Source organism: Bradyrhizobium sp. McL0616, from assembly GCF_049993385.1.
Taxonomy (GTDB): Bacteria; Pseudomonadota; Alphaproteobacteria; order Rhizobiales; family Xanthobacteraceae; genus Bradyrhizobium.
Map to the genome: position 1 here is coordinate 7,249,641 of NZ_CP188255.1, position 25,869 is coordinate 7,275,509.

Genomic DNA, 25,869 nt, shown 5'->3' on the forward strand with positions numbered 1-25,869 from the left:
CTACAATGAAGAAGACGATCAAACTCGCCTTGGCACTGGCCGCGCTCACAATCGCGCCCGCGTTCGCGCACGAAAATCACGGCCACGAATCCTTTTCGGCCGGCGAGCCCGGTGACCCCAAAAAGCCGGCGCGCACCATCGAGATCGCACTGAGCGAAATGTCCTACGAGCCGTCGAACATCAATGTGAAGCGCGGCGAGCAGATCCACTTCGTGCTGCGCAATGTCGGCAAGGAGGACCACGAATTCCTGCTTGCCACCCCCAAGGAGAACCTCGCGCATGCCGAGGTGATGAAGAAGCACCCGCATATGGAGCATGACGACCCGAACGGGGTGCGGCTTGGCCTGAACAAGACGGCCGAGATCGTCTGGAAGTTCACCAAGGCCGGCACCTTCGAATTTTCCTGCCTGATCCCCGACCACCGCGACTACGGCATGGTCGGCCACGTCACAGTGAAGTGAGCCGATGGAGAAAGCCATGAAACCGATCACCCGCATGACCGCAGCGCTCGCGCTGGCGCTGGGCCTGACCCTCAGTGCAGTCGCGGCACAGAGCGCCTCGATCAGCGGCGAGGTGAGGAAGATCGACGCCGGCGCCGGCAAGATCACGCTGAAGCACGGCCCCGCCAAGAGCCTCGGCATGGATGAGGCCATGACCATGGTCTACCGCGTCACGGACCCCGCTTTGCTCAAGCAGGTGAAGGTCGGCGACAAGGTGACCTTCGAGGCCGAGGAGGCGGCGGCGGGGTACACGGTGACGAAGATGCAGAAGGCGAAGTAGGGTCGTCTTGGTCATTCTGGGGCGCGTGCAGCGCGAGCTATGATGCGCAATTGCGCATCTGAGAATCCATTCATTCGCCAACTCCGCCGCACAATGGGTTCCGGGCTCGCGCTTCGCGCGCCCCGGAATCACGACCTGGGAGGCCCGAAACACCCCGCCCCGCACTCTTGCCGCGCCCTTTGTTAACCCTTTGCTAACCATACACCGGGCAAAAATTGCCCAGTGGAGTCGAGTGTCGTCAGCCGCGTAGAACGGGAGCTCCCGTGGACGCCAGTGCGGTGCCTCACTTTCGAAACGGCGGCCCATCGGCCGCCGCGCAGACGTTTGGGGCGCGTGGACGGCAGTCGCGCGGGGGAGCAGCTACGATGGTCGATGTCACCGCGGGACAGGGTGTAGGCAGCACCAACGCCGGCGTCCCTACCCTCACCGAGATCGTCAACATCCTCAAGCGCGGCGATATCGCGCTGGCGCTCGGCATCCTCACCATCCTGGTGGTGCTGATCCTCCCCTTGCCCTCGGTCGTGCTGGATCTGTTCCTGGCGATCTCGATCACGCTCTCGATCCTGATCCTGATGACGTCGCTGTTCATCCAGACGCCGCTGGAATTCTCCGCCTTCCCGACCATCCTGCTGATCTCGACCATGCTGCGGCTGTCGCTCAACATGGCCTCGACCCGCTTGATCCTGTCGCACGGACACGAGGGCACGGACGCGGCCGGTCACGTCATCGAAGCCTTCGGCAGCTTCGTGATGGGCGGTAATTTCGTCATCGGTATCATCGTCTTCGCCATCCTGATCATCGTCAACTTCGTCGTCATCACCAAGGGTTCGGGCCGTATCGCCGAAGTCGCCGCCCGCTTCCACCTCGACGCCATGCCCGGCAAGCAGATGGCGATCGACGCCGATCTCTCCGCAGGCCTGATCGACGAGAAGGTCGCCAAGGAGCGCCGCAAGACGCTGGAGGACGAAAGCGGCTTCTTTGGCGCCATGGACGGTGCCTCGAAATTCGTCCGCGGCGATGCCATCGCCGGCCTTTTGATCGTCTTCATCAACGTCGTCGGCGGCATGATCATCGGCGTGGCGCAGCAGGGCCTGTCGTTTGCCGACGCAGGCCGCAGCTACACGCTGCTGACCGTCGGTGACGGCCTCGTCACCCAGGTGCCGGCGCTGATCGTCTCGACCGCGGCCGGCCTGCTCGTCTCCAAGGCCGGCGTCTCCGGTGCTGCCGACAAGGCTCTGATGAAGCAGTTCTCCGGCTATCCGCAGGCGCTGGCGATGTCCTCGGCGGTCATGCTGGTGCTGGCGGTGCTGCCGGGCATCCCGACCATCCCGTTCCTCGCGCTCGGCGCCGGCGCCGGCGCGCTCGCCTGGCACGCCCGCAACCGCAACCGGGCGACTGCCAAGGCTGACGAAGCTGCAAAGACCGCACCTGCTCCGGGAAAGCCGGGTGCATCTGGTGCCGCTGCGGCCGAGGAGCCGATCTCGGCGGCGCTCAAGATCGACGACCTCAAGATCGAGCTCGGCTATGCGCTCTTGCCGCTGGTCAACGGTCCCGACGGCACCGACCGCCTCACCGAGCAGATCAAGGCGCTGCGCCGCTCGCTCGCGATCGAGATGGGCTTTGTCATGCCGGCGGTGCGCATCCTCGACAACGTCCAGCTCGAGGCCAACACCTACATCATCAAGATCAAGGAGGTCGACGCCGGCACCGGCAAGATCTGGCCGAACCAGTTCATGGTCATGGATCCCGGCGGCAGCCAGGTGCAGGTGCCCGGCATCCACACCACAGAGCCGACCTTCGGCCTGCCCGCGACCTGGGTCGATGCCAGTCTCAAGGAGGAGGCCTCGCTCAAGGGCTACACCGTCGTCGACGCCGCGACCGTGCTCTCGACCCACCTCACCGAGCTGCTCAAGGCCAACATGTCGGATCTGCTGTCCTACGGCGAGGTGCAGAAGCTGCTCAAGGAGCTGCCGAAGGAGCAGAGCGAGCTGGTCAAGGACATCGTGCCAGGACAGGTCACGGTCTCCGGCATCCAGCGCGTGCTGCAACTGCTGCTCGCCGAACGCATCTCGATCCGCGATCTCTCGACCATCCTCGAAGGCATCGCCGATTCGCTCGCCTTCTCGCGCAATCCCGCCAGCATGGTCGAACATGTGCGCGCTCGTCTGGCCCGCCAGATCTGCGCGCAGAATACCTCCTACAACGGCTATCTGCCGCTGATCGCGCTGTCGGCGCGGTGGGAACAGGCCTTTGCCGAATCCATCGTCGGCCAAGGCGAAGAGCGCAGCCTCGCCATGCAACCCTCAAAACTGTCGGAGTTCATGACCGCCGTGCGCGAGGCGTTCGAGCGCGCCGCCCGCGAAGGCGAGGCGCCGGTGCTGGTCACCTCTGCGGCAATTCGTCCCTTCGTGCGCTCTCTCGTCGAACGGTTCCGAGCCCAGACCACGGTGCTGTCCCAGGCCGAAATTCACCCCAGGGCGAGGCTGAAAACGGTCGGAAGCATCTGATTTGCCTTAAGAAGCCGTGTGTTTTTCGGCCACATGCAAATGGTTTTTGAATTCCTGGCGCCTTGTCGACCAAATGCTGACAAGGCACCCTGCAAGCACATTATAGCATTGAAATAATTACGAAATCGCACGATCAAGGGGCGCTTTTGATCGCGATCTTTCACATCCTGTCACGCTCTTGTGATCGCCTCTTGGGAACGAATCCCCCCAATACTAGGTTGTTGGTCACCGGAAGCATGAACCTGCCTAAACAAGGTGGCGACTACTTCGGGTAGATGGTGGCAGGAGCCTTCCATGAACCACTCGATTTACAGCGCAGATCGCTCGACCCACCTGAAGATCGTGGTCGTGGCCCTCGTCGCAGGGATCGCGGTGGCAGGCTTCGGCATCACGGCACGCTCGGGTTCGGACGACGGCCTGACCCAGACTGCCCGCGTCATCAAGGCCGGCAAGCCGGTTGTGATCACCAGCTCGAACGCATCGGTCGTTCGCTAAGGAGTTCTGACGAGTTTTTTGAATTCACGCGGCTCTTTACCAGCCCCCCAAAGTCGCCACGTGGATATGTAGACGACCCCAACCCCAAGTCGACTACAGAAAGCGCCCGCCCCCCACGGGCGCTTTCTCATGTCTGGGGTATCTCATCATTGCGAGCGCAGCGAAGCAATCCAGACTGCCGCCGCGGAGGATTGCTTCGCTGCGTTCGCAATGACGGAAGTGATTACCGCGCCCCATAAGCCGGCGGCGGCGCCTGCACCGTCGGCGCAGCAGCCGCGAACAGCTCGTCCTTGCTGCCGCTGAGCGGCGGATAGATGCGCTTGCGGTTGATGGTCTGCTTGGTCGCTTTCGCGGCGGCACCCGACGCACGCAGTTCGCGATCCCACCCTTCCGTATAGAGCGCGCCCCAGCCGCCGAGATCGAGCACGGTCACGTACCAGTCGACCCGCAGCGGCAACATCGGCAGGCCGGCGAGATCGGCCACGACGTTGTGGCCGGCGAAGCGGCCCATGGGGCGGGCGAACTGGCAGGACATCACCGTCGGATGCAGACCGTCGACCACGCTGGAGGCGACGTCGCCGGCCGCGAATACACCCGATACGTCCGCAACCCGCATGAAGGGATCGACCAGCAGCCGCCCGAGGCGATCGCGACCGCTCGCAAAACTCGTCGCCAGCGGGCTCGCGCGCATCCCGGCGCACCAGATCACCGTCTGCGTCGGAATGAACTCGCCCGAACTCAGGTGGATGCCTGTGGCCTCGACGGACGCGACGCGCACGCCGAGCCGTGTCTCGACGTCGAGCGAGGCCAGCGCCGTCTCGATGACGGGACGCGCATGCGCGCCGATGGTGGCGCCGACGGCCGGATTGGGATCGACCAGGACGATGCGGCGGCTGCCGGTAACGCCGGCGCGCGCCAGCCTGTCCGGCATCTCGGCCGCGACCTCGATGCCGGTGAAGCCAGCACCGACCACCACGACCGTCGAACGCCCCGGCGAGGGCGCGCTACGCCCGAGCGACGTGAGATGATCCTCGAAGCGGAGCGCCGCAGCATAGGTATCGACATCGAACGCATGCGCGGCAAGGCCCGGAATATCCGGCCGCATCACTTCGCTGCCGAGCGCCAGTACGAGCCGGTCATAGGCCAGTATCTCCTCGCCGCCGCTCGTCACCAGCGAGATCCGGCGACGCACCGGATCGATGGCTTCTACCTCGCCGATGCCATGGACGACGCCGATCGGATCGAGCAGTTGCGCAAGCGGAATCGCGACCTCGCTGAGATCGGCCTCGTAATTGCGCACGCGGATGTTGTGATAGGGATTGCGGTCGACGACCCGGATCTCGATGTCGCCGTCAGCGCCGATCTCGTCGCGCTTGCGCGCGGCGCCGATGGCCGCCCACAGGCCTGCAAACCCTGCGCCGAGCACGACGATACGCGCCATGTCCGTTGACTTCGTTCCGTTGACTTCGCTGTTCCAGGGAATCCGGCGATCTGTCCCGTGCGGACAGATATAGCTCATTCGACCGGATCGACCAACTGCGGCGGCGCCGCACCGCTGCACAAAATCGCTGCCCTCAGGCCTCGCGCAGTTCCGACGGCGTCGTACCAAAGCGCTTGCGGAAGGCGCGGTTGAAATAGGACAGATCGGAGAAGCCCGACGAATGCGCGATGTCGCTGATCTTGCGTGTCCTGGCGCGAAGATCAGCGAGCAGCTTTCGCGCGAGCAGCAACCGCTGCTCCAGCACGAATTCGGTGAAGGTGGTGCCGGCCTGCTCGAACAGCCGCTGCGCCTGGCGCGGGCTGAGCCCCGAGCGCGTCGCGACCTCCGACAGGCAGAGATCGTTGCGACCGAGGGCTGCCATCACATCGGCGCGCATGAGATCGAGACGGGCCGCCGCATGTCCCCGGCCGCGTGCGAGCGCTGCGTGCTCGGCATCGGTGCCAAGCAGGAGACCGACGAGATCGACCATGTGCTGCGCGGTGAGGCGCTGGCCCACGGCGTCGAGATGCGGCGCGTGATGCGCGGCAAGCCCGTGGTAGCGGAAGATGGTTTCGGCGACCGCACCGTCAGAGAGCACCTGGGACAGCTTCTCCTCGGCGCGTGGATTGATGTCGAGCAGCGCGCGGCGCGGCATGCGGATGGTGGTGAAGCGGTCTTCGTCGCTGTGGCCGACGCTGCCGGTGACGCCCATGTCGACGAGCACCATCTGCGCCGGCGCGAGCTCGACGCTATGACCGTTCTGCCCGACGCGGACGAGGCCGGCATGCGCAGCGATCAGCACGAGATCGTCGCTGCCGTCGGCAAGCAAGCTCTGCGTGCGCGAGTATTGCGCGGAGGCGCCTTCGGGAATGGCCAGCGCAATATTGTCGACCACGCTGATCTGGAGCCGGCAATCGATGCTGTCGCCATGGCTGGGCCCGATATCGAGGCCACAGGCACCGAAGGCCCTGTCGCGCCAGTGCTCAAAGGCTGGGCCGTGCGGCAGGCCCGCATATTGGTGAATGAAGATGCCCGGCGGCTTGACTGCATCCATCTGACTTCTACCCCCTCTCCGGCACCATGATCGGCGGCGCCGACTGTAAATTCCGGGGATTTGACGCCGCGGAATGCGCGAAGGTTCAAATCGGGGGCAGTTTTAGCCTGACTTGTCGGATTGCGACGACGAGGTGGACCCTGGCGACAGAGCTGCGCTTTGTAGCCCGAATCGAGCAACGCGGAATGCGGCACGGTGGCCCCGGATTGCGCTGCGCGCATCCTGGCTACGACAGCCCTACTTCTTCGCGGGCGCCTGCGGCTGGGACGGCGGGACCGTCTCGATGAGCTTGCCGGAAAAGACTGGCGCCGAGGTCGGCTGGCCGCTGGGCGAACCGCCCGACTGCTCGACTGTGACGGCGTAGGTCGCGCCGTTGACGAGGTCGGCATCGTAGCCGGCGAGCACCGGACGCGCGGTGAAATCACCGCCGCCGATCACACCGAGCGACCGCGGGCGCGGCAGTTTGTCGGAGATCAGCCACAGCTCGAAGCTCTTGCCCGGCTCCGGCGTCGCGCCGACCTTGCGCACCGTGAAATTCTTGGTCGCGCCGTCGATGGTGAGGATGAAGGCGGGGCCGCCGCTCTGACCCTGCAACAGCGCAACATATTGCCCAGGTGCTGACAACGGCGCGGCCGGTGTCTTCACCTCGACCGTCTGGATGCGCTGTGCGGGACGTAGCGCGCCGGGCAGCGCATCCGGCGAGAAGATCTGAAGCGATAGCGTCACCAGCAGCGCGGCCGCGAGCGCGCCCACGGCGGAGGCGACATTGCGCCAGCGCTTCACGCGGCTCTCGAGATAGACCACGTTGGTGTCGTCGACGATTGGCACCTGCGTAACAGGCACGACGCGCGGGTCAGGCGCATGGGTCTGCGGCACGAATTGCGACGGGAAAATCGGAATGGCATCGGAGTTGGATTGGGGCGGCGCCGGCTGCTGCACGTCCAGCGATGCAGGCTCTGGCGATGACGACTCCGGTGTATGAAACTCCGGCAGAGACGGCGGCGGCGCGTCCGACAGCACCGGCGGCTCCTGCGACGTGTCTTGCTGTGAGCCCTGCAATGAGTCCTGCAATGAGTCTTGCGATGCTGACATCCGCGCGATCTCGCGCCTGATGTTCTCCCACACGATCGGCCGCGGCTCGATCGTGCCGACCATCTGGTTGAGGGCGCCGAGCCGGAATTCCCACGCCTGCACGATGGCGGCGAACTCCTGGTCCACCGCCATCATGGTCGCGACCTGCGCGCGCTCGTCGGGGTCGAGTGTGCCGAGCGCGTATTCCGCGGCGAGCGCGATATGGTCCTCGCTATAGGCCATCAATTGCAGTCCAAAACCATCCTCGCTGATCCGGTCCTCATAGTCCGAGGCACTCCCGGATATCCAACATGCTGCGCCGTAGCCACGTCTTCACCGTGTTGACGGGCGCGGCGAATTTTTCCGCCAATTGCTCGCGGCTCCAACCGTTGTAATAGGCGAGAAGCACGAGCCGCTGACGATCTGGCTCGAGCCGGCCAATACATTCCAGGAGCCGCTTCAACTCCTCGGACATCTCCCGGCGCGCCAGGGGATCGGGACTGTCTGCGGCGACCTCCATCGCCTGAGGCTCCTCCTCGATGGAGGCTTCCGTCTTCTTGCGCACGATGTCGATGGCGCGGTTGCGCGCGATCGACGCCATCCACGTGATCGGCGACGACAGCGCCGGATTGAACTGGCCGGCGCTGCTCCAGATCTTGACGTAGGTCTCCTGAACGACCTCCTCTGCGAGATCCTGTCGGCGCAAGATACGGAGCACAACGCCATAGAGTTTCGCGCGCGTGGCGCCATAGAGGCGCTCGAACGCGGCCTGGTCGCGCTTCGCCACCTCCTCAATCAGCCCGACCAGCTCTGCTGGCGTCAGCATTCAGCCCCCCAACGCGCAGGCCTCGTCGCATCCCGCGCGGACCCTAACACCCCGCTACCATAGCGCGCGGCAAAGCCCGTCACCAAGGGGCCGCGCGCCACACTGTGGACAGCAAATGCAAAAACCCGGACCATGCGGGTCCGGGCTCGCAAATTTCACGGCGGATTTGACCGCAGGCTGTCTTCAGGCGATGGCGCCCATACGAGCGCGCATCAGGCCGATGCTGTCGAGATCGGCCTGCTCGCGGGCGTTTTCCTCGGCGCGCTCGCGGGCCTGATCACGCTCGTCCAGCAGCTCGACCTTCTTCAGTTCCTCGAAGGCCTCCCCAAGGGCAGCCTTGGCATCCTCGAGCTGGCCCTTCAGCTCGTCGGCTGAGCGGGTCAGGTTCTCGCGGCGCTGGATGGCGGCCTTGGCATAGGTCGGATAGGCGAAATGCGAGGGATCGTTGATCCCGGCGCGGTCCTGCTCGGTCTGGATCTCCCGTTCGAGATCGACCGACATCCGCTGGAAGTCGGCAATCATGGACTCGATCTGGGCGACCCGGCGGCGCTTCTCGTCGACCTGAAACTTCTTCAGGCGAATGAGGGTATCACGTGACTTCATCGACTCGTACTCCCCAGAAGTCCCTTAGCTGCCCGTGGGACGACACCGGTCTCCCCACAGGCCCGACTAGGGCCAAGACCGGCTTTGCTAGAGATCGGATGATGACGGGACAAAGTTAGCGTTCCGTTTCCAAATTACCGAGGATTTGCGCCAACTGGCGGTAGCCGTCGGCCAGCGAGGCATTTTCGTCCTTGCGCTGGCGCAGGAAGGCCTCCAGCGGCTCGTGCAGGCGGATCGCCTCGTCGACCTCGGGGCTGGAGCCGGCCCGGTAGGCGCCCAGCCGGATCAGTTCCTCCATGTCGGCATAGGTCGCCATCACCTGACGCGCCCGCTGAATGGTCGGCCAGAACTGCGGATCGGCCGATTTCGGCATGGTGCGGGAGACCGATTTGAGGATGTTGATGGCGGGGTAGCGGCCGCGCTCGGCGATCGAGCGCTGCATCACGATGTGGCCGTCGAGGATGCCGCGGACGGCGTCGGCGATCGGCTCGTTATGGTCGTCACCGTCGACCAGCACTGTGAAGATCGCGGTGATGGCACCCTCGCCGAGGCCGGGACCGGCACGCTCCAGCAGCTTCGGCAGCTCGGTGAAGACGGTGGGCGTGTAGCCCTTGGCGGTCGGCGGCTCTCCGGCGGACAGCCCGATCTCACGCTGGGCCATGGCGAAGCGCGTCACCGAGTCCATCAGGCAGAGCACGTCCTGGTCCTCGTCGCGAAAATATTCGGCGACCGCGAGCGTCAGATACGCGGCCTGCCGCCGCATCAGGGCCGGCTCGTCGGAGGTTGCGACCACCACGACGGAGCGGGCCAGCCCCTCCTCGCCGAGGTCGTCCTGCAAGAATTCCTGCACCTCGCGGCCGCGTTCGCCGATTAGGCCGATGACGCTGATGTCGGCATCGACGTTGCGCGCCAGCATCGAGAGCAGCACCGATTTGCCGACGCCGGAACCTGCGAAAATGCCCATGCGCTGGCCGCGGCAGCAAGTGAGGAAGGTGTTCATCGCGCGCACGCCGAGATCGAGCGGGGCGCCGACGCGCTTGCGCGAATGCGCCGGGGGCGGCGAATTGCGGAACGGCATTGGCGAAGCGCCTTGCGGCAACGGCCCCTTGCCGTCGATCGGCTCGCCCAATGCGTTAACGACGCGGCCGAGCCACGCCGACGACGGACGTACCTGATTGGCCGCATTGGCGATCACAGCCTTGCAGCCGCGGCGCACACCGTCGAGGCCGGCGAACGGCATCACGACGGCATTGTTGCCGGAGAAGCCGATCACCTCGCAGGGGATGGAACGGTTGGCGCCGGTCTCGATCACGAGCCGCGCGCCGACCGACATCGCGTGGATCGGGCCGGCCACCTCGACCATCAGGCCGCGCACGCCGACCACACGGCCATAAATATTGACGCCGTCGATATCGCCGATCTGCTCGGCAAGAGCCTTCATAAGGAGCACGCCTTCATGAGAGGGGCCTTCACGGCGAAACTCTTAAATTTCGCCATATTTCTGAACGGCGCTTAACTTCGTGTTTACCCGCATCGTTAATCATTGCGTCACTGTCTTTGTGACTGAGCGTGGCTCCCCTTCAGAAGAAGGCTGAGTCGCGGGAGTCGGTTAGGCCCGTCTCTTAAAGTGGAACTTGAGCGGAATTGGACGATGAAAGCTGCTTCGCGCGCAACACCTTAGGGCGATTCGAGAAAAATTGCACCGCGGGGCTTGCGTTCCAGAATCAGATTTTGTTAACCATCTTTCGTCAGGATCCGAATCAGTTGTTCAAAGGCGTTTTGTTGAGTGCCGCGAATGCGGCCGACCTGACGCCCAGGAGCGGCGACTATGGGGAACTGGCATGCGCGTTTTGCTGATTGAAGATGACAGCGCCGTCGCGCAGTCGATCGAGCTGATGCTGAAGTCTGAGAGCTTCAACGTCTACACGACCGATTTGGGGGAAGAAGGCGTCGATCTCGGTAAATTATACGATTACGACATTATCCTTCTCGACCTCAACCTGCCCGACATGTCCGGCTACGACGTGCTCAAGCAGCTTCGGGTCTCCAAGATCAAGACACCAATCCTGATCCTCTCCGGCCTCGCCGGCATCGAGGACAAGGTCAAGGGTCTCGGCGTCGGCGCCGACGACTACATGACCAAACCCTTCCACAAGGACGAACTGGTCGCCCGCATCCACGCCATCGTGCGCCGGTCCAAGGGCCACGCCCAGTCGGTCATCCAGACCGGCGACCTCGTCGTCAACCTCGACACCAAGACGGTCGAAGTCGGCGGCCAGCGCGTGCACCTGACCGGCAAGGAATACCAGATGCTGGAGCTGCTCTCGCTCCGCAAGGGTACGACCCTCACCAAGGAAATGTTCCTCAACCACCTCTATGGCGGCATGGACGAGCCCGAGCTGAAGATCATCGACGTCTTCATCTGCAAGCTCCGCAAGAAGCTCGCCAACGCCTCGGAGGGCCGCAACTTCATCGAGACCGTGTGGGGCCGCGGCTACGTGCTGCGCGAGCCGCACGAGGTCGAAGAGCGCATCCCCGCCTGATCCATTTACGTCGCGAGCCCTTCGGGGCTTGCTCCTCCCAGCCTGGACCCCGCCGCAAATGGCGGGGTTTTGTTTTTTGGGCCTGTGTAGGTGACGAGGTCCAGCGCGCCCCAACCCGATCAGACGCGGGCGAGGGACGGGGTCGCCAGGTCCGCCTTCCAAACCGGACAACGCGCCGCCGCCTCGCGTAGCCGTCCGACCATCGCGTAGCCGATGATGAAGCCGAACGCGAAGGTCGGAAGCACGAAGGATGCGAAGAACGCCCATCCGGAGACGTCGTCGACGATTTCCATCACCGGCATCGGGACGATCTGGTGGATGACCAGCAGCATCCACAGCATCACCGTCATGCCGCCGCCGAAGACGAGACCGTCTCTCATCTGCCGCGTCTTCCGCGACCGCCTGCCCCACGTCGAATCCTGCACCAGCAGGGCCGTCATCGCTCCGACGCCCCATGGGAAGATCAGAAGCGGCAGCTCGCGCAGCACGACGTCGGGATAGGGTCGATCGGGAAACTGGTAGAAATCGAATATCGCCTGGATCGGGAAGAAGATCAGGGCACTACAGAGACCGATCGAGAGGATGAATCCCACCGGGAGCCGCCCGAAGATCGTTTCGTTCGCAAACCCGTAGTACCGCTTGAAATAGTAGATCAGCCAGAAATTCAGGATGAACTGCAGAGGAGTCGTGACCAGAGTCCGCAGCACACCGGCGGCTTGATCTCCAGGTACTTGAATGATCTTGCCCGATCCGAGCAGCCACAGGAGGCACCAAACGAAGGTGAAAGCCGCAACGGTCGCCACGAACTTCACGATGCCGGGCGGGGACGGCTCCAGCGTGAAGCCGATCGCGCCCAGCCTTCGCTTGCTGCGGCCGAGCGTCCATTCGCCGGCGAGCGCCGCGCGCGCGGCGAACAGCAGAAGATTGTTGAGCAGCGAATCCATGTCCTTGCGAAGGTCTTCCAGCATGCATCCCGCCGCCGTCTGGGCGGCCAGTTGAAGCTGGCTGACCGCGCTGTGGCGGGTCGAGAGCTGGTCGAGTGCCTGCCAGTCGTCCGGCTCGACCTGGCTGTCTTCCATGATCGCGCCGTAGACCTCGGCGCAGCTCTTGAGCACCCGGACGGTGCGGAAGCACAGCGCGTCATAGACCGCCAGCAGCTCCGCATGGACGTCGGAGTTGCGCTCCATGAAGCTCTCGCTGCTTCCGGCCCACCCCTCGAGGTGCAGCATGAGAGCCGAGATCTTCAGCAAGCGCGACTGGATGGCGGTCGATTGCACGGCTCGAAAGTCGTCGATCTGGTAGCCGACCCTGGCGAGCTTGCGCTGAAGGCTCGGCATATCGTCCAAATGGACCTGGAACGGCGCTGCGGCCAGCTGGTCGCGCAGCGTGAGCGCGCTTGCAGGAATTCCGGCCAGCTCCTGACAAAAGCTTCGCCACCGCGCCGGAATAACGGGAATGCGCCAGACCAAGATCAGAAGCCAAATCGCGGCAAGCGGCGACAGCTTGTGCGGAAGCAGCGCGTACACGATCATGAACGGCGTGATGAAGGCGGCGACACCAAAGAAGAATAAGGGCTTTGTCGTGAACGAGCGCGTGCCCTTCAGCGTATGGAACCTGAACCAGTAGAACAGCACGACGAGAAGCGGTCCGCCGAAGGACCCGAAGATCGCATTCAGGGGCTCTACGACATTATCGAGCGTCACGGTGAACTCCTATTGCTAGGGTTCGCTGATGAAGACGTACCGGACGCCGCAGCATCCGGCGGTCGTGCGAGAATTATGCAGCCTGGGCGACCATCTTGGCTTTCTGGACCAGGAGATCGATGTTGTCGGGTGCAAGCGCAATCGCGCTGTCCATATCGCTTTGGGCCTTCGCCACGTCCTTGATCTGGACAAAGGCATTGGCCCGCGACACCAGATATTTCGGCTCGTTCTCATTCGTCGCGATCGCCGTGCCGAAGGCCTTGATCGCCTCCTCGAGATAGCCGCGCTTGTCGTCGGTGCCGGCCGCCGTCATGCTGACGATGCCCTTGATCCAGTAGAATTCCGGATTCTTCGGCTTGAGCTTGATCGCTTCGGTGATGTCGTTGAGCGCGTTCTCGTAGAGACCGACCGTCACGTTGAAATTGGCCCTGCGCACGAAATATTCGGGCTTCGCCGGATCGAGCTTCAGCATGTAGGCAAAGCTCGCGGCCGCCTTCGGAATCTGCTTCTGCTTGTGCTGAAGCGTGCCGAGATCGAAATAGACCTTTGCGAGCCGCACCGAGAGTTCGGAATCATCGGCGAGCAGGCCGTGCAGCTCCTGCCCGCGCCGGGTCAGATCCTCCAGCGCCTCGGTCGTGGCAGCACTGACCGCGAGCGCCTCCATGAATTCGTCGCGCCGCTGCCGCAGCATTTCCTTCGAGAGGCGCGCCGCTTCGGCCGGAGGCACTGGTAGCGACTGGGCTTCGACGTCAAAAATCCGACCGTCGGGCGAGCGCATGTAGAGGACCGGGATTCCCCATTCGACCCGGGATTTTTCCTGGATGAATTTGCGTGCGAGCGTGACCGCATCGTCGATCGGATGATTACCGGCCAGCGCGGCGTAAAATCCCTCCGACATCGAAATCGCGGCATTGTCGGTGATCGGAAACTGCATCGCGACCACGGCGGGCAGCCATCCCGTCTTCATCAGCCCGATCGCCGGATTGCCGAAGCGATCGCCGACATTGATCCTGGCGCTCTCGCAGCAATTGAGCACGATCAGGCGCATGCTCCGCCGCGCGCCCGTCAGCATCATCGCGAGGTCGGTGGCGAACTTCTTCACCGGCTTGCCGTCCTCGTCGACCATGACGACGAAGCCAGAGGTACCCGCTCCGGGCAAGGCTTCCTCGACGCCGCCATGGCCGATGAAATGGAAGATGTGCCAGTCACCTTCCAGAAGCTTCTTCATCAGGTCTTTTCCGGTCCCGCCCGGGACCCACTGGAAATCGACCTTGCCTTCGTGCTGGAGCGCATCGATGCCCTTGTTGATGCGGTCGCGCTCCTTGACGACGTTGAGCTTGGGCCACTCGCTGGTCGAGGGATCGGAGATCATGCCGAGGATGCGCAGCGGTCCCTTGACGCCCATCCGGCTAACGCCGCCCGCCGTCTCGAGATAGCGCACGATGGGGCGCGTGAGGCTGACGAAGCCGGGCATGTCGTCTTCGTCGTAGAGATATTCCCAGGGCAGGCCCGCAAGGTCGGCCGCCTCGATGCGCAGCTTGATCCTCAGATCCTGGGCCGCGCCCTTGCTGCGTTCGTAGATGCGCTGGATCGACGGGACGTCGGTGAAGACGCTGCGAAACACCCCGCGCCCGAAATCCCGCAGCACCTGCTCCCCGCGCGTCGTCGGCCCCTGGTAATTTTTCTCGTCGATCTCCAGGACGGCGTTTTCCAGCTCGCCGCGCAGCTTGGCCAGTTCGCCGGGTGCGGAGAACCAGAACTTCACCTGGCTCTTCGGCGCCTCGCCGGCCGGCGACCTGATGACCCGGCCGTAATATTGCTGAGGGCCGCCGCCCACGGGCAGATCGGAGCCGATCTCTAGCTCGAAATCTTCGTATTCGGCAGCAGGCATTTTGAGCCTCACTCAACAAGATTTCTAGCTGAACGAAAAATCCCTCGAATTAGCGTGGCTTGCGGCAGCATAGCATCAATGCCCCAGACTATCACACGCAACCTCGAGACGCATTTGTGAAGCATGTCTCACACGGCCCGAAAATTTGTGCAGTGCCCGGAATCCGCCGGCGAGCCGGTTGGTTTCTGGGGATCGAACCTATCCGCCCGGTGCGGCGACTAAGCGATCGTGCCAGAATTCGCACCGTCAACGTCGGACCTCCCCATGATCCTGCAATCGCTCGCCGGCTTGCCCGCCTTCCTGGTCTATTTCTGCACCGGCCTGATCGCGATAGTGGCGTATCTGTTCGTCTACACGCGGATCACGCCCCACAACGAGTTCCAACTCATCCGCGACAACGACGCGGCCGCTGCGCTGGCGCTCGGCCTCAGCCTGCTCGGCTTCGTGGCACCGCTGTTCAGCGCGATCGCGCATTCGGCCAATGTGCTGGACTGCCTGATCTGGGCCATCATCGCGCTGATCGTGCAGGTCGCCGTGTTCTATCTCGTCAAGATCCCGGTGCCGAACCTGTCGGGGCAGATCGCCGCCGGCGAGCTTGCACCAGCGATCTGGCTCGGCCTGTCTTCGCTCGCCGCGGGCCTCCTGAATGCCGCCTGCATGATCTACTGATCATGACCGCGAAGCCTCCCACCAAGGATTTTGGCAAGCGCCGGCCGGCGCCGGTGTCGTCGACACCGCGGGAGCCGGTGAAACGCTCGCGCCATGTCGCGCTGCTGGTGATGGGCACGATCGCGGTCGGTAGCACCGCCTTCACGCTGATGCCCCGGCCAAATTGCGATGCCCCTCCTCCCGGGGCGTCAGTCCCCGTCGCGGCGACGCCGGCACAGACGACCGCCAACTGTGACAGCAGCCACAGCTCGTCCGGCAGCTCGCACTGGTCGTCGCGGTCGAGCTTCTTCAGCAGCGACTCCTCGAGCCATTCCTCGTCGGGGACCTCGTCCGATTCGGGCTACGGCGGCGTCACGCGCGGCGGCTTCGGCGCGTTTGCGCATGGCTTCTCGGGTGGCGGCTGAGGCGCGGGTTTGTGAATTCACCATTTCTCGCGGCTCTGCTTAGCTGGCGCCGGAGGATCATCGAATGAAGCGTTCGCGAAGGGTCGTGCTTACCCTGATGGGCACCGCCGCGGTCAGTGCGGTCTCGATGGGGTTCGCGAAGCGCGAGCGCGCTTGCGGCTCCGGGCTCGAAGCCGTTCCAGGCCTCGACGGCAGGCCCTATTGCCGACCGACCTATGGCGGCTTCGGCAGCACGCTGCATCACATGCACGGGCACGGCCATTCTGGTCACGGTCATGGCGGCCACGGTCACGGCGGCGGCTGACACATGCAACGTATCGTCTGTCCCGAACGCGACGACTGGCAACAGACTGCCGAACAATGCGGTTTTGCGTTCCACACCATCGATGGCGAACGCTATTGGGACGAGCGCGCCTATTACGCCTTCACACTCGACGAGATCGAGCGCGGCATCGAGACGCCGACCGGCGAGATCGACGCTATGTGCCTGGAGCTTGCTGGCCGCGTGATCCGCGACGAGCGGCACTTGCGGCGTTTGAAGGTTCCGGAAGCGTTCTGGAATTTGATCGCGGAGAGTTGGGAGCGCGACGACCGCAGCTTGTACGGCCGGCTCGACCTGAAATTCGACGGCGAGACGCCTGCAAAACTGCTTGAATACAACGCGGACACGCCGACCTCGATCTTCGAGGCCGCGGTGTTTCAATGGACCTGGCTGGAGCAAGCGATCGAGCGGCGCATCGTCCCCGCGCGCGCCGACCAGTTCAATTCCATCCATGAGCGGTTGATCGAGGCGTGGAAGGCGATCGGTGCGGGCCGTCATCTGCATCTGACTGGAACCACCGGCAACGAGGAAGACGTCGGCACGCTCGCCTATCTCGAGGACACTGCGCGCCAGGCGGGACTGCCGACCACGCTGCTCGACATCGAGGAGATCGGCTGGCGCGATGCCGGTGGCTTCGTCGACCTCGACGACCGCGACATCGCGCTCGCCTTCAAGCTCTACCCCTGGGAATGGATGTTCCACGACGCCTTCGGCGCAAGGCTCGCGGAGGTCCCGACCCGCTGGATCGAGCCGCCGTGGAAGGCGGTGCTCTCCAACAAAGGTATCCTGCCGCTGCTATGGGAGATGTTTCCCAACCATCCCAACCTGCTGCCGGCGTTCTTCGAGGACGATCCGCGCACAGCCGAACTCGGCAGCTCCTATGTGCGCAAGCCGCTGCTGTCGCGTGAAGGCGCCAACGTCACGCTGGTCTCGGCCGGTGTCTCGCTTGACGCGCATACAGGCCCTTACGGCGCCGAAGGTTTCGTGCGCCAGGCGCTCTCGCCGCTGCCGAACTTTTCAGGATTCTATCCGGTGGTCGGAAGCTGGCTGGTCAACCACGAGCCGTGCGGCCTGTCGATCCGCGAAGACGAGAGCCCGATCACCGGCAACAGCTCGCGGTTTCTGCCGCACGCGATTTTGTGAAATACTATTCCTCTCCCCGCAAGCGGGGTGAGGTGAAGCGCATCTCACCGCGCTGCGGCAATCTTCAGCGGCTGCGGCATCAGTCCGCCCATCGGGCGGCCGGAGCGCGCGGGATTGAGTTGGTAGAGGCCGCGGCGGTCGGCGACGGGACGGAAGGCGTCGGTGATGCCGACGACGGATTCGGCAGCGCCCAGCAGCAGCGTGCCGTCAACTTCCAGGCCCTTCCCCATACGCTCGAAGATCACGGCCTTGGTATCCTGGTCGAAATAGATCAGCACGTTGCGGCAGAAGATGATGTCGAAGGTGCCGAGATGGGAGAAGTCCTGCAGCAGATTGAGCTGGCGGAACTGCACCATCGAACGGACATCGGAATTGAGCTGCCAGGTGTCGCCTGCTTGCGTGAAGTATTTCATCAGCAGCTGGATCGGCAAGCCGCGCTGCACCTCGAACTGGCTGTAGACGCCGGCCTTGGATTTCTCCAGCACCTCCTGCGACAAGTCGGTCGCGACAATCTCGATACGCCAGCCGGCGAGCGAAGCGCCCATCTCCTTCAGGCACATCGCGATCGAATAAGGCTCCTGCCCCGTCGAGGAGGCCGCCGACCAGATGCGCAGCGATCTGCGCGCGGCACGGGCCTGGATCAGGCCGGGCATGATGGTCTCGCGCAGATGATCGAACGGGATCTTGTCTCGAAAGAAGAAGGTCTCGTTGGTGGTCATGGCCTCGACCACGTCGGTCGCAAGCCGGCCGTCACCGTTCCTGATCTTGAGAACGAGATCGGGGATGCCCGGCAGGCTCGCCTTGCGCGCGAGCGGCAGCAACCGGCTTTCGACCAGATACTGCTTGTCGGCGGAGAGATCGAGACCGGACCGTTCTTTCAGAAACTTACGCAGATACTCATAGTCCGTTGGCGTCACGAGCGGTCTCCCGCGAACAGGCGGTTGACCTTGGCGCCGATCTGGTTGAGCGGCAGGATCGCCGCGCAGATGCCGGCATTGGCGGCCGCGCCCGGCATGCCCCACACCACGCTCGAGGCTTCATCCTGCGCGATCACACTGCCGCCGGCCGCGACGATGTCCTTGCCGCCGCGCATGCCGTCCGAGCCCATGCCGGTCAGGATCACGGAGAGGATGCTGCCGTGCCAGATGTCGATGGCGGAGGTGAAGAGCGGATCGACCGCGGGTTTGCAGAAATTGACGGCGGGGCCATCATCGAGCGCGATCGCGACGTCTGCGCCATTGCGCACGACGCGCATGTGCTTGCCACCGGGCGCGAGGTAGATGCGCCCCGGCTTGACCGGCTCGCCGTCGACCGCCTCGGCTGCCGGCTTGCGGCTCGAACGCGCCAGATGTTCGGCGAGAATGGTGGTGAACGTCGGTGGCATGTGCTGGGTGATCAGGACCGGGACGCGATCGATCACCGGGCCGAGCTCGGTGACGAGTGCCATCAGCGCCTGCGGGCCACCGGTCGAGGAGCCGATCAGCAGCACCTTCGGAGCCTGGGTCGAGAACGGACGCGTGGTCAGCGGCCCCGACGACAGGGCATGCAGGGCCGGGGCCGGTGCGGGCGAGGCAGGCCGCGGAATCAGTCCGCGCGCGGCGGGAGCTGGGCTCGCGGGCGCCAGCGGCGGGCTCGCGACCGCAGACTTCCTGCGCAGCCGCGCACCGAGGTGACGGATCTTCTGGATCAGGTCGTGGTGGAAGATGTCCGCGGCCGACGCCTCGCGCGTCGATTCCGGCTTCGGAATGTAGTCGGCAGCGCCGAGCGACAGCGCCTTGAAGCTGATCTCCGCGTTGCGGCGGGTCAGCGTCGAGGCCATGATGATGACGAGATCTCGCTTCTTCGCCAGCAGTTGCGGCAGCGCCGAGATGCCGTCGAGCTCGGGCATTTCGATGTCGAGCACGGCAACGTCGGGACTGATGCGTTCGATCTGGTTGACCGCTTCGAGCCCGGTGCGCAGCGAGGCAGCGACCTCCATGTCGTGCTCGGCACCGACCCAGCGCGAGATCAGACCGCGAATGACGACGGAGTCGTCGACGATCATCACCCGCAGTGGCCCGGCTTCGCGCGACGGACTCGTAGTCGAATTACCTGCGAACGCAACACTCATTACTCACCAACTCAGACTGAAACGGTTCAGTTGAAAACAACGCCGAAGGATCCGTTCAGCCTCCGGTTGCTCGCTCAGATAAGTCCGACTTCCTGGAACTTCGCCGTCACGATGTCCTTGTCGAAGGGCTTCATGATGTACTCGTTGGCGCCGGCGTGGAGCGCACGCGCGATATGCGCGACATCGTTCTCGGTGGTGCAGAACACCACCTTGGGCTGGTCGCCGCCCGGCATGCGGCGCAAATGGCCGAGGAACTCGTAGCCGTCCATGATCGGCATGTTCCAGTCGAGCAGCACTGCGTCCGGCAGCCCGCGCTTGCAGGCCTCGAGCGCCTTCTCACCGTCCTCGGCTTCGAGAATCTGGAAGTCGAGGCCCTCCAGGATCCGGCGCGCAACCTTGCGGATGACGCTGGAATCATCAACGACGAGACAAGTTCGCATGTGAACCTCTGCTTCCTATCCCCTTTGCGGGGGCACTTCCAATTGCGAGTCCGTCGGCGGCGATGCCGCCGTATCAGGCCGCCATCATCTCGGGCGCGAGTTCGAGCACGCGATCGACGTCGAGGACGACCATGAGCTGTCCGTCGAGGCGGTGGACGCCGCCGGCGAGCTTGGCCATGCGGGGGTCGAGGTTGACGGGGTTTTCTTCCTTGTTGTCCTCGGCAAGCCGCAGCACTTCGCCGATCTGGTCGATCAGGAGGCCATAGGATTCACCGCGCAAATCGACGCCGACCGCCATCGGCGGCTTGCCGTCCTCGGGCTTGGGCAGGCCGAGGCGGGCGCGCATGTCGACCACGGTGACGATGCGGCCGCGCAGGTTCAGCACACCCGCGATCTCGCGCGAGGACAGGGGCACGCGGGTGACGCGCTCGGGCATGAACACGTCCTGGACCCGGGAGATCGGCAGGCCGAACAGCTGGCCACCGATCATCGCGGTGACGTATTCGACCATGGCGCCTTCGCCAACTTGCATCTTCTTGCTCATCTGGTGTCTCCTTGGTCCCGCTTACGCAGCCGCCCGGCTCAGCTCGGAGGCGCCGGCGGCGCCCGCGGTCTGTTCCTTCAGCGCCGCGATCAGACCGGGACGGTCGAACTTGGCGACATAATCGTGGAAGCCGGCCTGACGGCCGCGCTCGATCGCCGCCGGCGACACCAGCGCCGACAGGCCGATGATCGGCATCGCGCCGAGATTGCTGTCGGAGCGGATAACTTCCGCGAACTCGAACCCGTTCATGTCGGGCATCTCGATGTCGGTCAGGACCACGTCGAAGGTCTGCGCGCGCAGCGCGGCCAGGCCCTCCTGCGCGGTCGGCGCGGTGCGGACGCGGTAGCCCGCGGCCTTGAGGACGGGGGCCAGCATGTTGCGGAAGAAGGCGCTGTCGTCGACCAGCAGCACCGACTGCGAGTGCAGCGACGGCTTCATCTCCTTGCGGGTGAACCAGTCGGAGAACGCCATCGGGAGGAAGTGGCCGACGTCGATCACTTCGGTGGCCTGGCCCTTGATCACGGCCGAGCCGAGGATGCCATGGCTGGAACCGCCGACCTCGATGTTGAGCCGTTCCTCGACGATGTCGATGATCTCGTCGACGACGAGGCCCATGGAGCGGCCGTCGTCGGAGAACACCAGGATCGGCTGGGCGCCCTGGCTGGCGATGGTGACGCTCTCCATGGCGACGAGCGGCATCAATTGCTCGCGGTACTGCACCATGTAGCGGCCGTTGCTGAACTCGATCTTGTCGGCCGGGAGCTCTTCCAGGCGGGTGACAAGCCCGAGCGGGACCGCCTTGGGCTGGGACGAGCCGGCGCGGAACACCAGCAGCGAAGTGGTCTGCTCGCCCGAGCCGACATGGTGCGCGCCATTGTCATCGGCCATGTCATGGGCCGAGGAGCCGGCGGCGCCGAGCGCCTTGGCAATGCCGTTGGGGTCGATGATCATGATGACGGCGCCATCGCCCAAAATCGTGTTGCCCGAGAACATGTCGATGTGGCGCAGTTTTGTGGACATCGGCTTGACCACGATCTCTTCGGTGTGGAACACGCCATCGACGACGATACCAAAAGTCTGGCTGCCGACTTGGGTGACCACGATGAAGCCGTTCTCGGGATCGCTGGCGGCGCCGTCGTCGATCTTCAAGAGCTTCTTCAGGTGGATCAGCGGCAACAGCTTGTTGCGGAGCCGGAGCACCGCGGTGTCCTTGATGCGCTCGATGCGGTGCTCCGAGTTGGCGCGGGCACGCACCAGCTCGACGACCGAGAGCTGGGGAATGGCAAAGCGGTCGCCGGCGGCTTCCACGATCAGCGCCGAGACGATCGCCAGGGTCAGCGGGATCTTGATGGTGACGGAGGAGCCTTCACCGGCCACCGATTTGATGTCGATGGTGCCGCCGATCTGGTCGATATTGGTGCGGACCACGTCCATGCCGACGCCGCGGCCGGAGACCGAGGTGATGGCGGCTGCGGTCGAGAAGCCCGGCGCGAAGATGAACTTGTGGATCTGGGCTTCCGACATCTTCTCGAGCTCGGACTCGGTGGCGAGACCGGAGGAGATCGCCTTGGCCTTGATCTTGTCGGTGTTCAGACCCCGGCCGTTGTCGGCGATGCAGATGATGATGTGGCCGCCTTCGTGATAGGCGGACAAACGAATGGTGCCCTGCTCGCCCTTGCCGCCGGCGAGGCGCTCGGCGGGGGTCTCGAGGCCATGATCGGCGGAGTTGCGCACCATGTGGGTGAGCGGGTCCTTGATCAAATCGAGCACCTGGCGGTCGAGCTCGGTGTCGGCGCCGTGCATCTCCAGCTCGATCTGCTTGCCGAGTTCGCTCGACAGATCGCGGACGATGCGGGGCAGCTTCTGCCAGGCATTGCCGATCGGCTGCATGCGCGTCTTCATGACGCCTTCCTGCAGCTCGGCGGTGACGTTGGAGAGGCGCTGCAACGGCACCTTGAACTCGGTGTCCTCGTTGCGGCGGGAGATCTCGAGCAGCTGGTTGCGGGTCAGCACCAGCTCGGAGACCATGGTCATCAGATGTTCCAGCGTGTCCACGTTGACGCGGATCGACTGGTTGGCGATGCGGTCGCCCTCCGAGGCGCCCTCCTCGGCTGCCGACTTCTTGGCGGCAACCTTTTCCTTGGCCGGCTTTGCTTCCTTGGCGGTTTCCTTGGCGGCGACCGGGGCCGGAGCCTCGGTAACCGGCTCGGCCTTTGCTTCGGCCTTGGCAACGGGCGCCGGCGCTTCGATCGCGGTCTCGCGGAAGGCGCGCTCGAGATCGTCGAGCGACACTTCGCCCGGGCGCAACGGGCGCTCCAGGGTCTGGTCGATCAACGCACCTTGGGTCATGTCTTTTGCGGGTGCGGGCGCAGCGGCAACCGGCGCTTCCGGCACCAGCGGCGGCGCTTCCGTGACAGGAGCAGCAGCGATCGGCTGCGCCGACGCGGACATTGTCGCCATGCCCTGCTCGACCATCGCTTCCAGCTTGTCGATGAGATCGCGGTCGGTGCCTTCGGGCTCGGCTTCGGTCGCTTCCAGCCCGGCCAGGATTTCCTTGATGCGGTCGATCGAGGCCAGGATCACCGTCACCGCGCCGGCCGTCACCGGCATGCCGTCGCGGAACTTGCTCATCAAGGTCTCGCCGGCATGCGCCAGCGCTTCCAGACGCGGCAAACCGAGGAAGCCGCACGTGCCCTTGATGGTGTGGACCAAACGGAAGATGTTATCCAGGATCTTGGCGTTGTTCGGCTCCTGCTCGAACTTCACCAGTTGATTGTCGACGGTGTCCAGGCTCTCGCTGGTCTCCGTCAAAAACTCCCGCAACAGATCATCCATGAAAACAGGCCTTCATACAGGGAGGGCACGCACGATGTGTGATGCGCCACTTCAGAATGGGGCCAGCTTCACCGCAAAGCGTTTAATAATGGTTGAGTATGTGGAAAAGAACGGAACCAACAAAGAGATAAGGCGCTCCGGACAAGCCGAAGCGCCTTGTAAAGAATTGATTAACTGCCTAGGGACGACCGCGGGTTTACGAAGCGGTAATGATGATGGCTTCGCCTTCGGGCTTGAGCGTCACGGTGAGCCCGCAGGCTTGCGCCAACAGCCGCGTATAATAAGGCTGGATCGCGTGCGCGTCCGCAGCCGGGCCGCGCTCGCCGCTCAGGAGTTCGGCGATATTCTGCGGCAGGCGCGCATTGTGGCCTGTCGCGGTGATGCGGAAGCTCATGGTTTCGCCCTCACCGATCGGATCGATGGTCAGCGTGCCACCGCGCGGGATCGTATGCTGGGAGACGACCAGCATATTGAGCAGCAGCTTGACGCGATTCTTCGGCAGCAGCAGCCGCGGCAGATTCCACGTGATTGTACACTTGCCGTCCTCGATGTGGCCGCGCGCCATGGTCTGCGCATCGCCGACGTCGATCTGCGCGCCGGCGGAGCCGGCCGCGCCGAAGGCCAGGCGGCAGAACTGCAGGCGGGCGGAGGCCGTCTTGGCGCTCTTGCGAATCAGGTCGAGCGCGAATTCGCGGTCCTCGGGCTTGGGATCGTCGTCGAGCACCTCGAGCCCATTGACGATGGCGCCGACCGGGCTGATGAGATCATGGCAGACCCGCGAGCACAGGAGTGCCGCGAGTTCGAGCATATCGGGAGCAGAAGCGGTACCGGGTGACGGAGCGTCAGACATAAGGGGTTCCTGGAATTGCACGGCGCGGACGCGGCGAATCACGCATGCTTGACGGATGCCGCAGGGTTCTATCATTCGCCAGCCCGTGGCAGCTAGCTTGCGATAGGTTCGAAGCGGCCATAAGGCCCGCAAGCGAATCAATTGAGAGAAACGAGATTTGCCAATGAATGAGGCATGCAGGTGAGGATCATCGATGGCGAGGCTGCATCCCGGCTGATGGAGCCGCTCACCGCGCTGGTGGTAAGGGCGGGCGAGGCGATTCTCGCGGTCAACCGCGCGGCGATGCGGGTCGACGGCAAGCAGGATGGCTCGCCGGTCACCGAGGCCGACCTCGCCGCCGACCGAATCATCGCAGACGGCCTGGCGCAGCTCGCGGGCGACGTCCCGTCGCTCTCGGAGGAACGGTGCCAACTGGCCTCGCCACCGTTTCGCGACAGTTTCTTCCTGATCGATCCGCTGGACGGCACCAAGGAGTTCGTCGCCGGGCGCGACGAGTTCACCGTCAACCTCGCCCTCGTCACCCGCGGCGTGCCGCTGCTCGGCATTGTCAGCGCGCCCGCGCTCGGGCTGCTTTGGCGCGGCATCGTCGGCCGCGGTGCCGAACGCGTGACGTTTGACGGCACGACCATCGGTGCCGCCGAGCCGATCCAGACCCGCAAGCTGCCGAAGCAGGGGGAGCCTTGGATCGCGGCCGTAAGCCGTTCGCACGGCGACAAGAAGAGTGAGGCATTCATCGATGGCCGCCCGCATGCCGAGAGAAAGATTTGCGGCTCAGCGGTCAAATTCGGCCGGATCGCCGAGGGCAGCGCCGACGTCTATCCCCGTTTCGGACCGACGTCGGAATGGGACGTCGGAGCCGGCTGCGCCGTCGTGACCGCGGCCGGCGGCAGGGTCACCGACGGCCAACGGGGCGAGCTCCGATTCGGCGAGCTTCGCGACACCGGCTTCATCGTGCCGGAGTTCATCGCCTGGGGCGACCCGGAGGCGATAGGGCTCTACTGACTGAGCTTGTCCTGGAGCGCCGGCCAGCGCTTGCCCACTTCATACAGGAAGCGTTCCGGATTGGCGGCGAAGGCATCGCGGTTGTCTTCCCGGCCGAACAGATAGAGCCGCTGCTCCGAGATCACGAAGAAGCGGGGATTGCCGGCAACGACCACGCCGCGGGCGATATCGGCCGGATCATAGCCGCCGAATTGCGGCCCGTAGATCTCGGGATGGGCCAGGAAGGAGGCCCGGTTGCCCTCGTTGCGGAAGCGCCAGACCGCGCCCCAGAGGTTGGCCTCGAACTCCGCCGTCCCCTGCATGGGGCCGCCATCAACGAAATAGGCCACGGGGTCGAAGCCTTCGATGGCGACGCCGGAGAAACGATTGACGACGATTCGCTCGGTGGTGGCCGCTTGTGCGGACATCCCGGAAAAGCCGAGCCAAATGCCCGCGAGCAGGCAGACCAGACGGCCGATCAAGGCGATTCCGGGGCGCAAAGGGCTATCTTCCTGCCGTTGTGCCGTCATAGTTGCTGCGGATAACATCCGAGTCGAGGGGACATTCGGCGCAACCTAGAGCCGTGCCTGTTGGCATCAGGTTAAGGAAGCAACCGAG

At 64.3% G+C, this 25,869-nt stretch carries 26 protein-coding genes; 11 read left to right on the forward strand and 15 right to left on the reverse strand.

All coding sequences use genetic code 11. The annotated features are described in order from the left end of the window. Window positions 1-5: 5 nt before the first annotated feature. The 4 genes from ACPPVR_RS34810 (at window position 6) to ACPPVR_RS34825 (ending at window position 3,782) form a co-directional block, all read left to right on the forward strand. Complete coding sequence (locus tag ACPPVR_RS34810; protein ID WP_426611038.1) at window positions 6-461, forward strand: cupredoxin domain-containing protein; 456 nt, start codon at window positions 6-8, stop codon at window positions 459-461. A 16-nt stretch (window positions 462-477) separates the two neighbouring features. Further along, entirely contained in the window at window positions 478-780 is a 303-nt protein-coding gene (locus ACPPVR_RS34815; protein WP_426611039.1) for a copper-binding protein, read from the forward strand. Between the two features lie 365 nt (window positions 781-1,145). After that, a complete protein-coding gene (gene flhA / locus ACPPVR_RS34820; protein WP_426611040.1) occupies window positions 1,146-3,287 on the forward strand; it encodes a flagellar biosynthesis protein FlhA in 2,142 nt (713 codons plus the stop codon). Between the two features lie 294 nt (window positions 3,288-3,581). After that, window positions 3,582-3,782, forward strand: coding sequence for a hypothetical protein (locus ACPPVR_RS34825; protein ID WP_426611041.1), 201 nt, complete (start codon window positions 3,582-3,584; stop codon window positions 3,780-3,782). Between the two features lie 223 nt (window positions 3,783-4,005). On the opposite strand, the gene ACPPVR_RS34830 is transcribed toward ACPPVR_RS34825, so the two are convergent. From ACPPVR_RS34830 to fliI, 6 genes are all read right to left on the reverse strand, one after another. Then, a complete protein-coding gene (locus ACPPVR_RS34830) occupies window positions 4,006-5,223 on the reverse strand; it encodes an NAD(P)/FAD-dependent oxidoreductase (protein WP_426611042.1) in 1,218 nt (405 codons plus the stop codon). Window positions 5,224-5,356: 133 nt separating this feature from the next. After that, window positions 5,357-6,316, reverse strand: coding sequence for an AraC family transcriptional regulator (locus ACPPVR_RS34835; protein WP_426611043.1), 960 nt, complete (start codon window positions 6,314-6,316; stop codon window positions 5,357-5,359). 237 nt (window positions 6,317-6,553) lie between these two features. Next, entirely contained in the window at window positions 6,554-7,630 is a 1,077-nt protein-coding gene (locus tag ACPPVR_RS34840) for an anti-sigma factor domain-containing protein (RefSeq protein WP_426611044.1), read from the reverse strand. Between the two features lie 37 nt (window positions 7,631-7,667). Then, the gene (locus ACPPVR_RS34845; protein ID WP_426611045.1) at window positions 7,668-8,213 is read right to left on the reverse strand and encodes a sigma-70 family RNA polymerase sigma factor; all 546 of its coding nucleotides are present in this window, start codon (window positions 8,211-8,213) and stop codon (window positions 7,668-7,670) included. Between the two features lie 183 nt (window positions 8,214-8,396). After that, a complete protein-coding gene (gene fliJ, locus ACPPVR_RS34850) occupies window positions 8,397-8,816 on the reverse strand; it encodes a flagellar export protein FliJ (protein ID WP_426611046.1) in 420 nt (139 codons plus the stop codon). 115 nt (window positions 8,817-8,931) lie between these two features. Continuing rightward, window positions 8,932-10,257 carry a flagellar protein export ATPase FliI gene (gene fliI, locus ACPPVR_RS34855; protein ID WP_426611047.1) on the reverse strand — a complete coding sequence of 442 codons (1,326 nt, stop codon included), beginning with the start codon at window positions 10,255-10,257 and terminating at the stop codon, window positions 8,932-8,934. A gap of 203 nt (window positions 10,258-10,460) precedes the next feature. Here fliI and ACPPVR_RS34860 point away from each other — a divergent pair, with 203 nt between their 5' ends. Together ACPPVR_RS34860 and ctrA are read left to right on the forward strand one after the other, a co-directional pair. Further along, window positions 10,461-10,673, forward strand: coding sequence for a hypothetical protein (locus tag ACPPVR_RS34860; protein ID WP_426611048.1), 213 nt, complete (start codon window positions 10,461-10,463; stop codon window positions 10,671-10,673). Beyond that, on the forward strand, window positions 10,658-11,359 hold the full coding sequence (ctrA, locus tag ACPPVR_RS34865; protein ID WP_007600544.1) for a response regulator transcription factor CtrA: 702 nt from the start codon (window positions 10,658-10,660) through the stop codon (window positions 11,357-11,359). The genes ACPPVR_RS34860 and ctrA overlap by 16 nt, the downstream gene beginning before the upstream one ends. Before the next feature lie 119 nt (window positions 11,360-11,478). Here the strand turns inward: ctrA and ACPPVR_RS34870 are convergent, their stop codons facing one another. Together ACPPVR_RS34870 and ACPPVR_RS34875 are read right to left on the reverse strand one after the other, a co-directional pair. Then, complete coding sequence (locus ACPPVR_RS34870; protein WP_426611049.1) at window positions 11,479-13,062, reverse strand: hypothetical protein; 1,584 nt, start codon at window positions 13,060-13,062, stop codon at window positions 11,479-11,481. A gap of 73 nt (window positions 13,063-13,135) precedes the next feature. Further along, window positions 13,136-14,953, reverse strand: a complete 1,818-nt coding sequence (locus tag ACPPVR_RS34875) for a CHAT domain-containing tetratricopeptide repeat protein (protein WP_426611050.1) — start codon at window positions 14,951-14,953, stop codon at window positions 13,136-13,138. 264 nt (window positions 14,954-15,217) lie between these two features. Here ACPPVR_RS34875 and ACPPVR_RS34880 point away from each other — a divergent pair, with 264 nt between their 5' ends. The 4 genes from ACPPVR_RS34880 (at window position 15,218) to ACPPVR_RS34895 (ending at window position 17,491) form a co-directional block, all read left to right on the forward strand. After that, on the forward strand, window positions 15,218-15,622 hold the full coding sequence (locus ACPPVR_RS34880; protein ID WP_426611051.1) for a DUF350 domain-containing protein: 405 nt from the start codon (window positions 15,218-15,220) through the stop codon (window positions 15,620-15,622). A gap of 2 nt (window positions 15,623-15,624) precedes the next feature. Further along, window positions 15,625-16,026 carry a hypothetical protein gene (locus tag ACPPVR_RS34885; protein ID WP_426611052.1) on the forward strand — a complete coding sequence of 134 codons (402 nt, stop codon included), beginning with the start codon at window positions 15,625-15,627 and terminating at the stop codon, window positions 16,024-16,026. 64 nt (window positions 16,027-16,090) lie between these two features. Further along, the gene (locus tag ACPPVR_RS34890; RefSeq protein WP_426611053.1) at window positions 16,091-16,330 is read left to right on the forward strand and encodes a hypothetical protein; all 240 of its coding nucleotides are present in this window, start codon (window positions 16,091-16,093) and stop codon (window positions 16,328-16,330) included. Between the two features lie 3 nt (window positions 16,331-16,333). Further along, entirely contained in the window at window positions 16,334-17,491 is a 1,158-nt protein-coding gene (locus ACPPVR_RS34895; RefSeq protein ID WP_426611054.1) for a glutathionylspermidine synthase family protein, read from the forward strand. Window positions 17,492-17,535: 44 nt separating this feature from the next. Here the strand turns inward: ACPPVR_RS34895 and ACPPVR_RS34900 are convergent, their stop codons facing one another. From ACPPVR_RS34900 to chpT, 6 genes are all read right to left on the reverse strand, one after another. Continuing rightward, window positions 17,536-18,408, reverse strand: coding sequence for a CheR family methyltransferase (locus ACPPVR_RS34900; protein ID WP_426611055.1), 873 nt, complete (start codon window positions 18,406-18,408; stop codon window positions 17,536-17,538). After that, on the reverse strand, window positions 18,405-19,601 hold the full coding sequence (locus tag ACPPVR_RS34905) for a protein-glutamate methylesterase/protein-glutamine glutaminase (RefSeq protein WP_426611056.1): 1,197 nt from the start codon (window positions 19,599-19,601) through the stop codon (window positions 18,405-18,407). Before ACPPVR_RS34905 ends, ACPPVR_RS34900 begins: the two co-directional genes overlap by 4 nt. 74 nt (window positions 19,602-19,675) lie before the next feature. Next, window positions 19,676-20,041, reverse strand: a complete 366-nt coding sequence (locus tag ACPPVR_RS34910) for a response regulator (protein ID WP_008138864.1) — start codon at window positions 20,039-20,041, stop codon at window positions 19,676-19,678. Window positions 20,042-20,114: 73 nt separating this feature from the next. Next, window positions 20,115-20,585, reverse strand: a complete 471-nt coding sequence (locus ACPPVR_RS34915; RefSeq protein WP_426611057.1) for a chemotaxis protein CheW — start codon at window positions 20,583-20,585, stop codon at window positions 20,115-20,117. A 21-nt stretch (window positions 20,586-20,606) separates the two neighbouring features. Further along, window positions 20,607-23,420 carry a hybrid sensor histidine kinase/response regulator gene (locus ACPPVR_RS34920; protein WP_426611058.1) on the reverse strand — a complete coding sequence of 938 codons (2,814 nt, stop codon included), beginning with the start codon at window positions 23,418-23,420 and terminating at the stop codon, window positions 20,607-20,609. A gap of 196 nt (window positions 23,421-23,616) precedes the next feature. After that, entirely contained in the window at window positions 23,617-24,270 is a 654-nt protein-coding gene (gene chpT / locus ACPPVR_RS34925; protein WP_426611059.1) for a histidine phosphotransferase ChpT, read from the reverse strand. 174 nt (window positions 24,271-24,444) lie between these two features. On the opposite strand from chpT, the gene ACPPVR_RS34930 reads away from it, so the two are divergent. Next, window positions 24,445-25,272 (forward strand): 3'(2'),5'-bisphosphate nucleotidase CysQ family protein, encoded by an 828-nt coding sequence (locus ACPPVR_RS34930; RefSeq protein ID WP_426611060.1) that lies wholly within the window; start codon window positions 24,445-24,447, stop codon window positions 25,270-25,272. Here ACPPVR_RS34930 and ACPPVR_RS34935 read toward each other — a convergent pair. Further along, a complete protein-coding gene (locus ACPPVR_RS34935; RefSeq protein ID WP_426611061.1) occupies window positions 25,266-25,751 on the reverse strand; it encodes a YHS domain-containing (seleno)protein in 486 nt (161 codons plus the stop codon). The genes ACPPVR_RS34930 and ACPPVR_RS34935 overlap by 7 nt on opposite strands. Window positions 25,752-25,869: the final 118 nt, after the last annotated feature.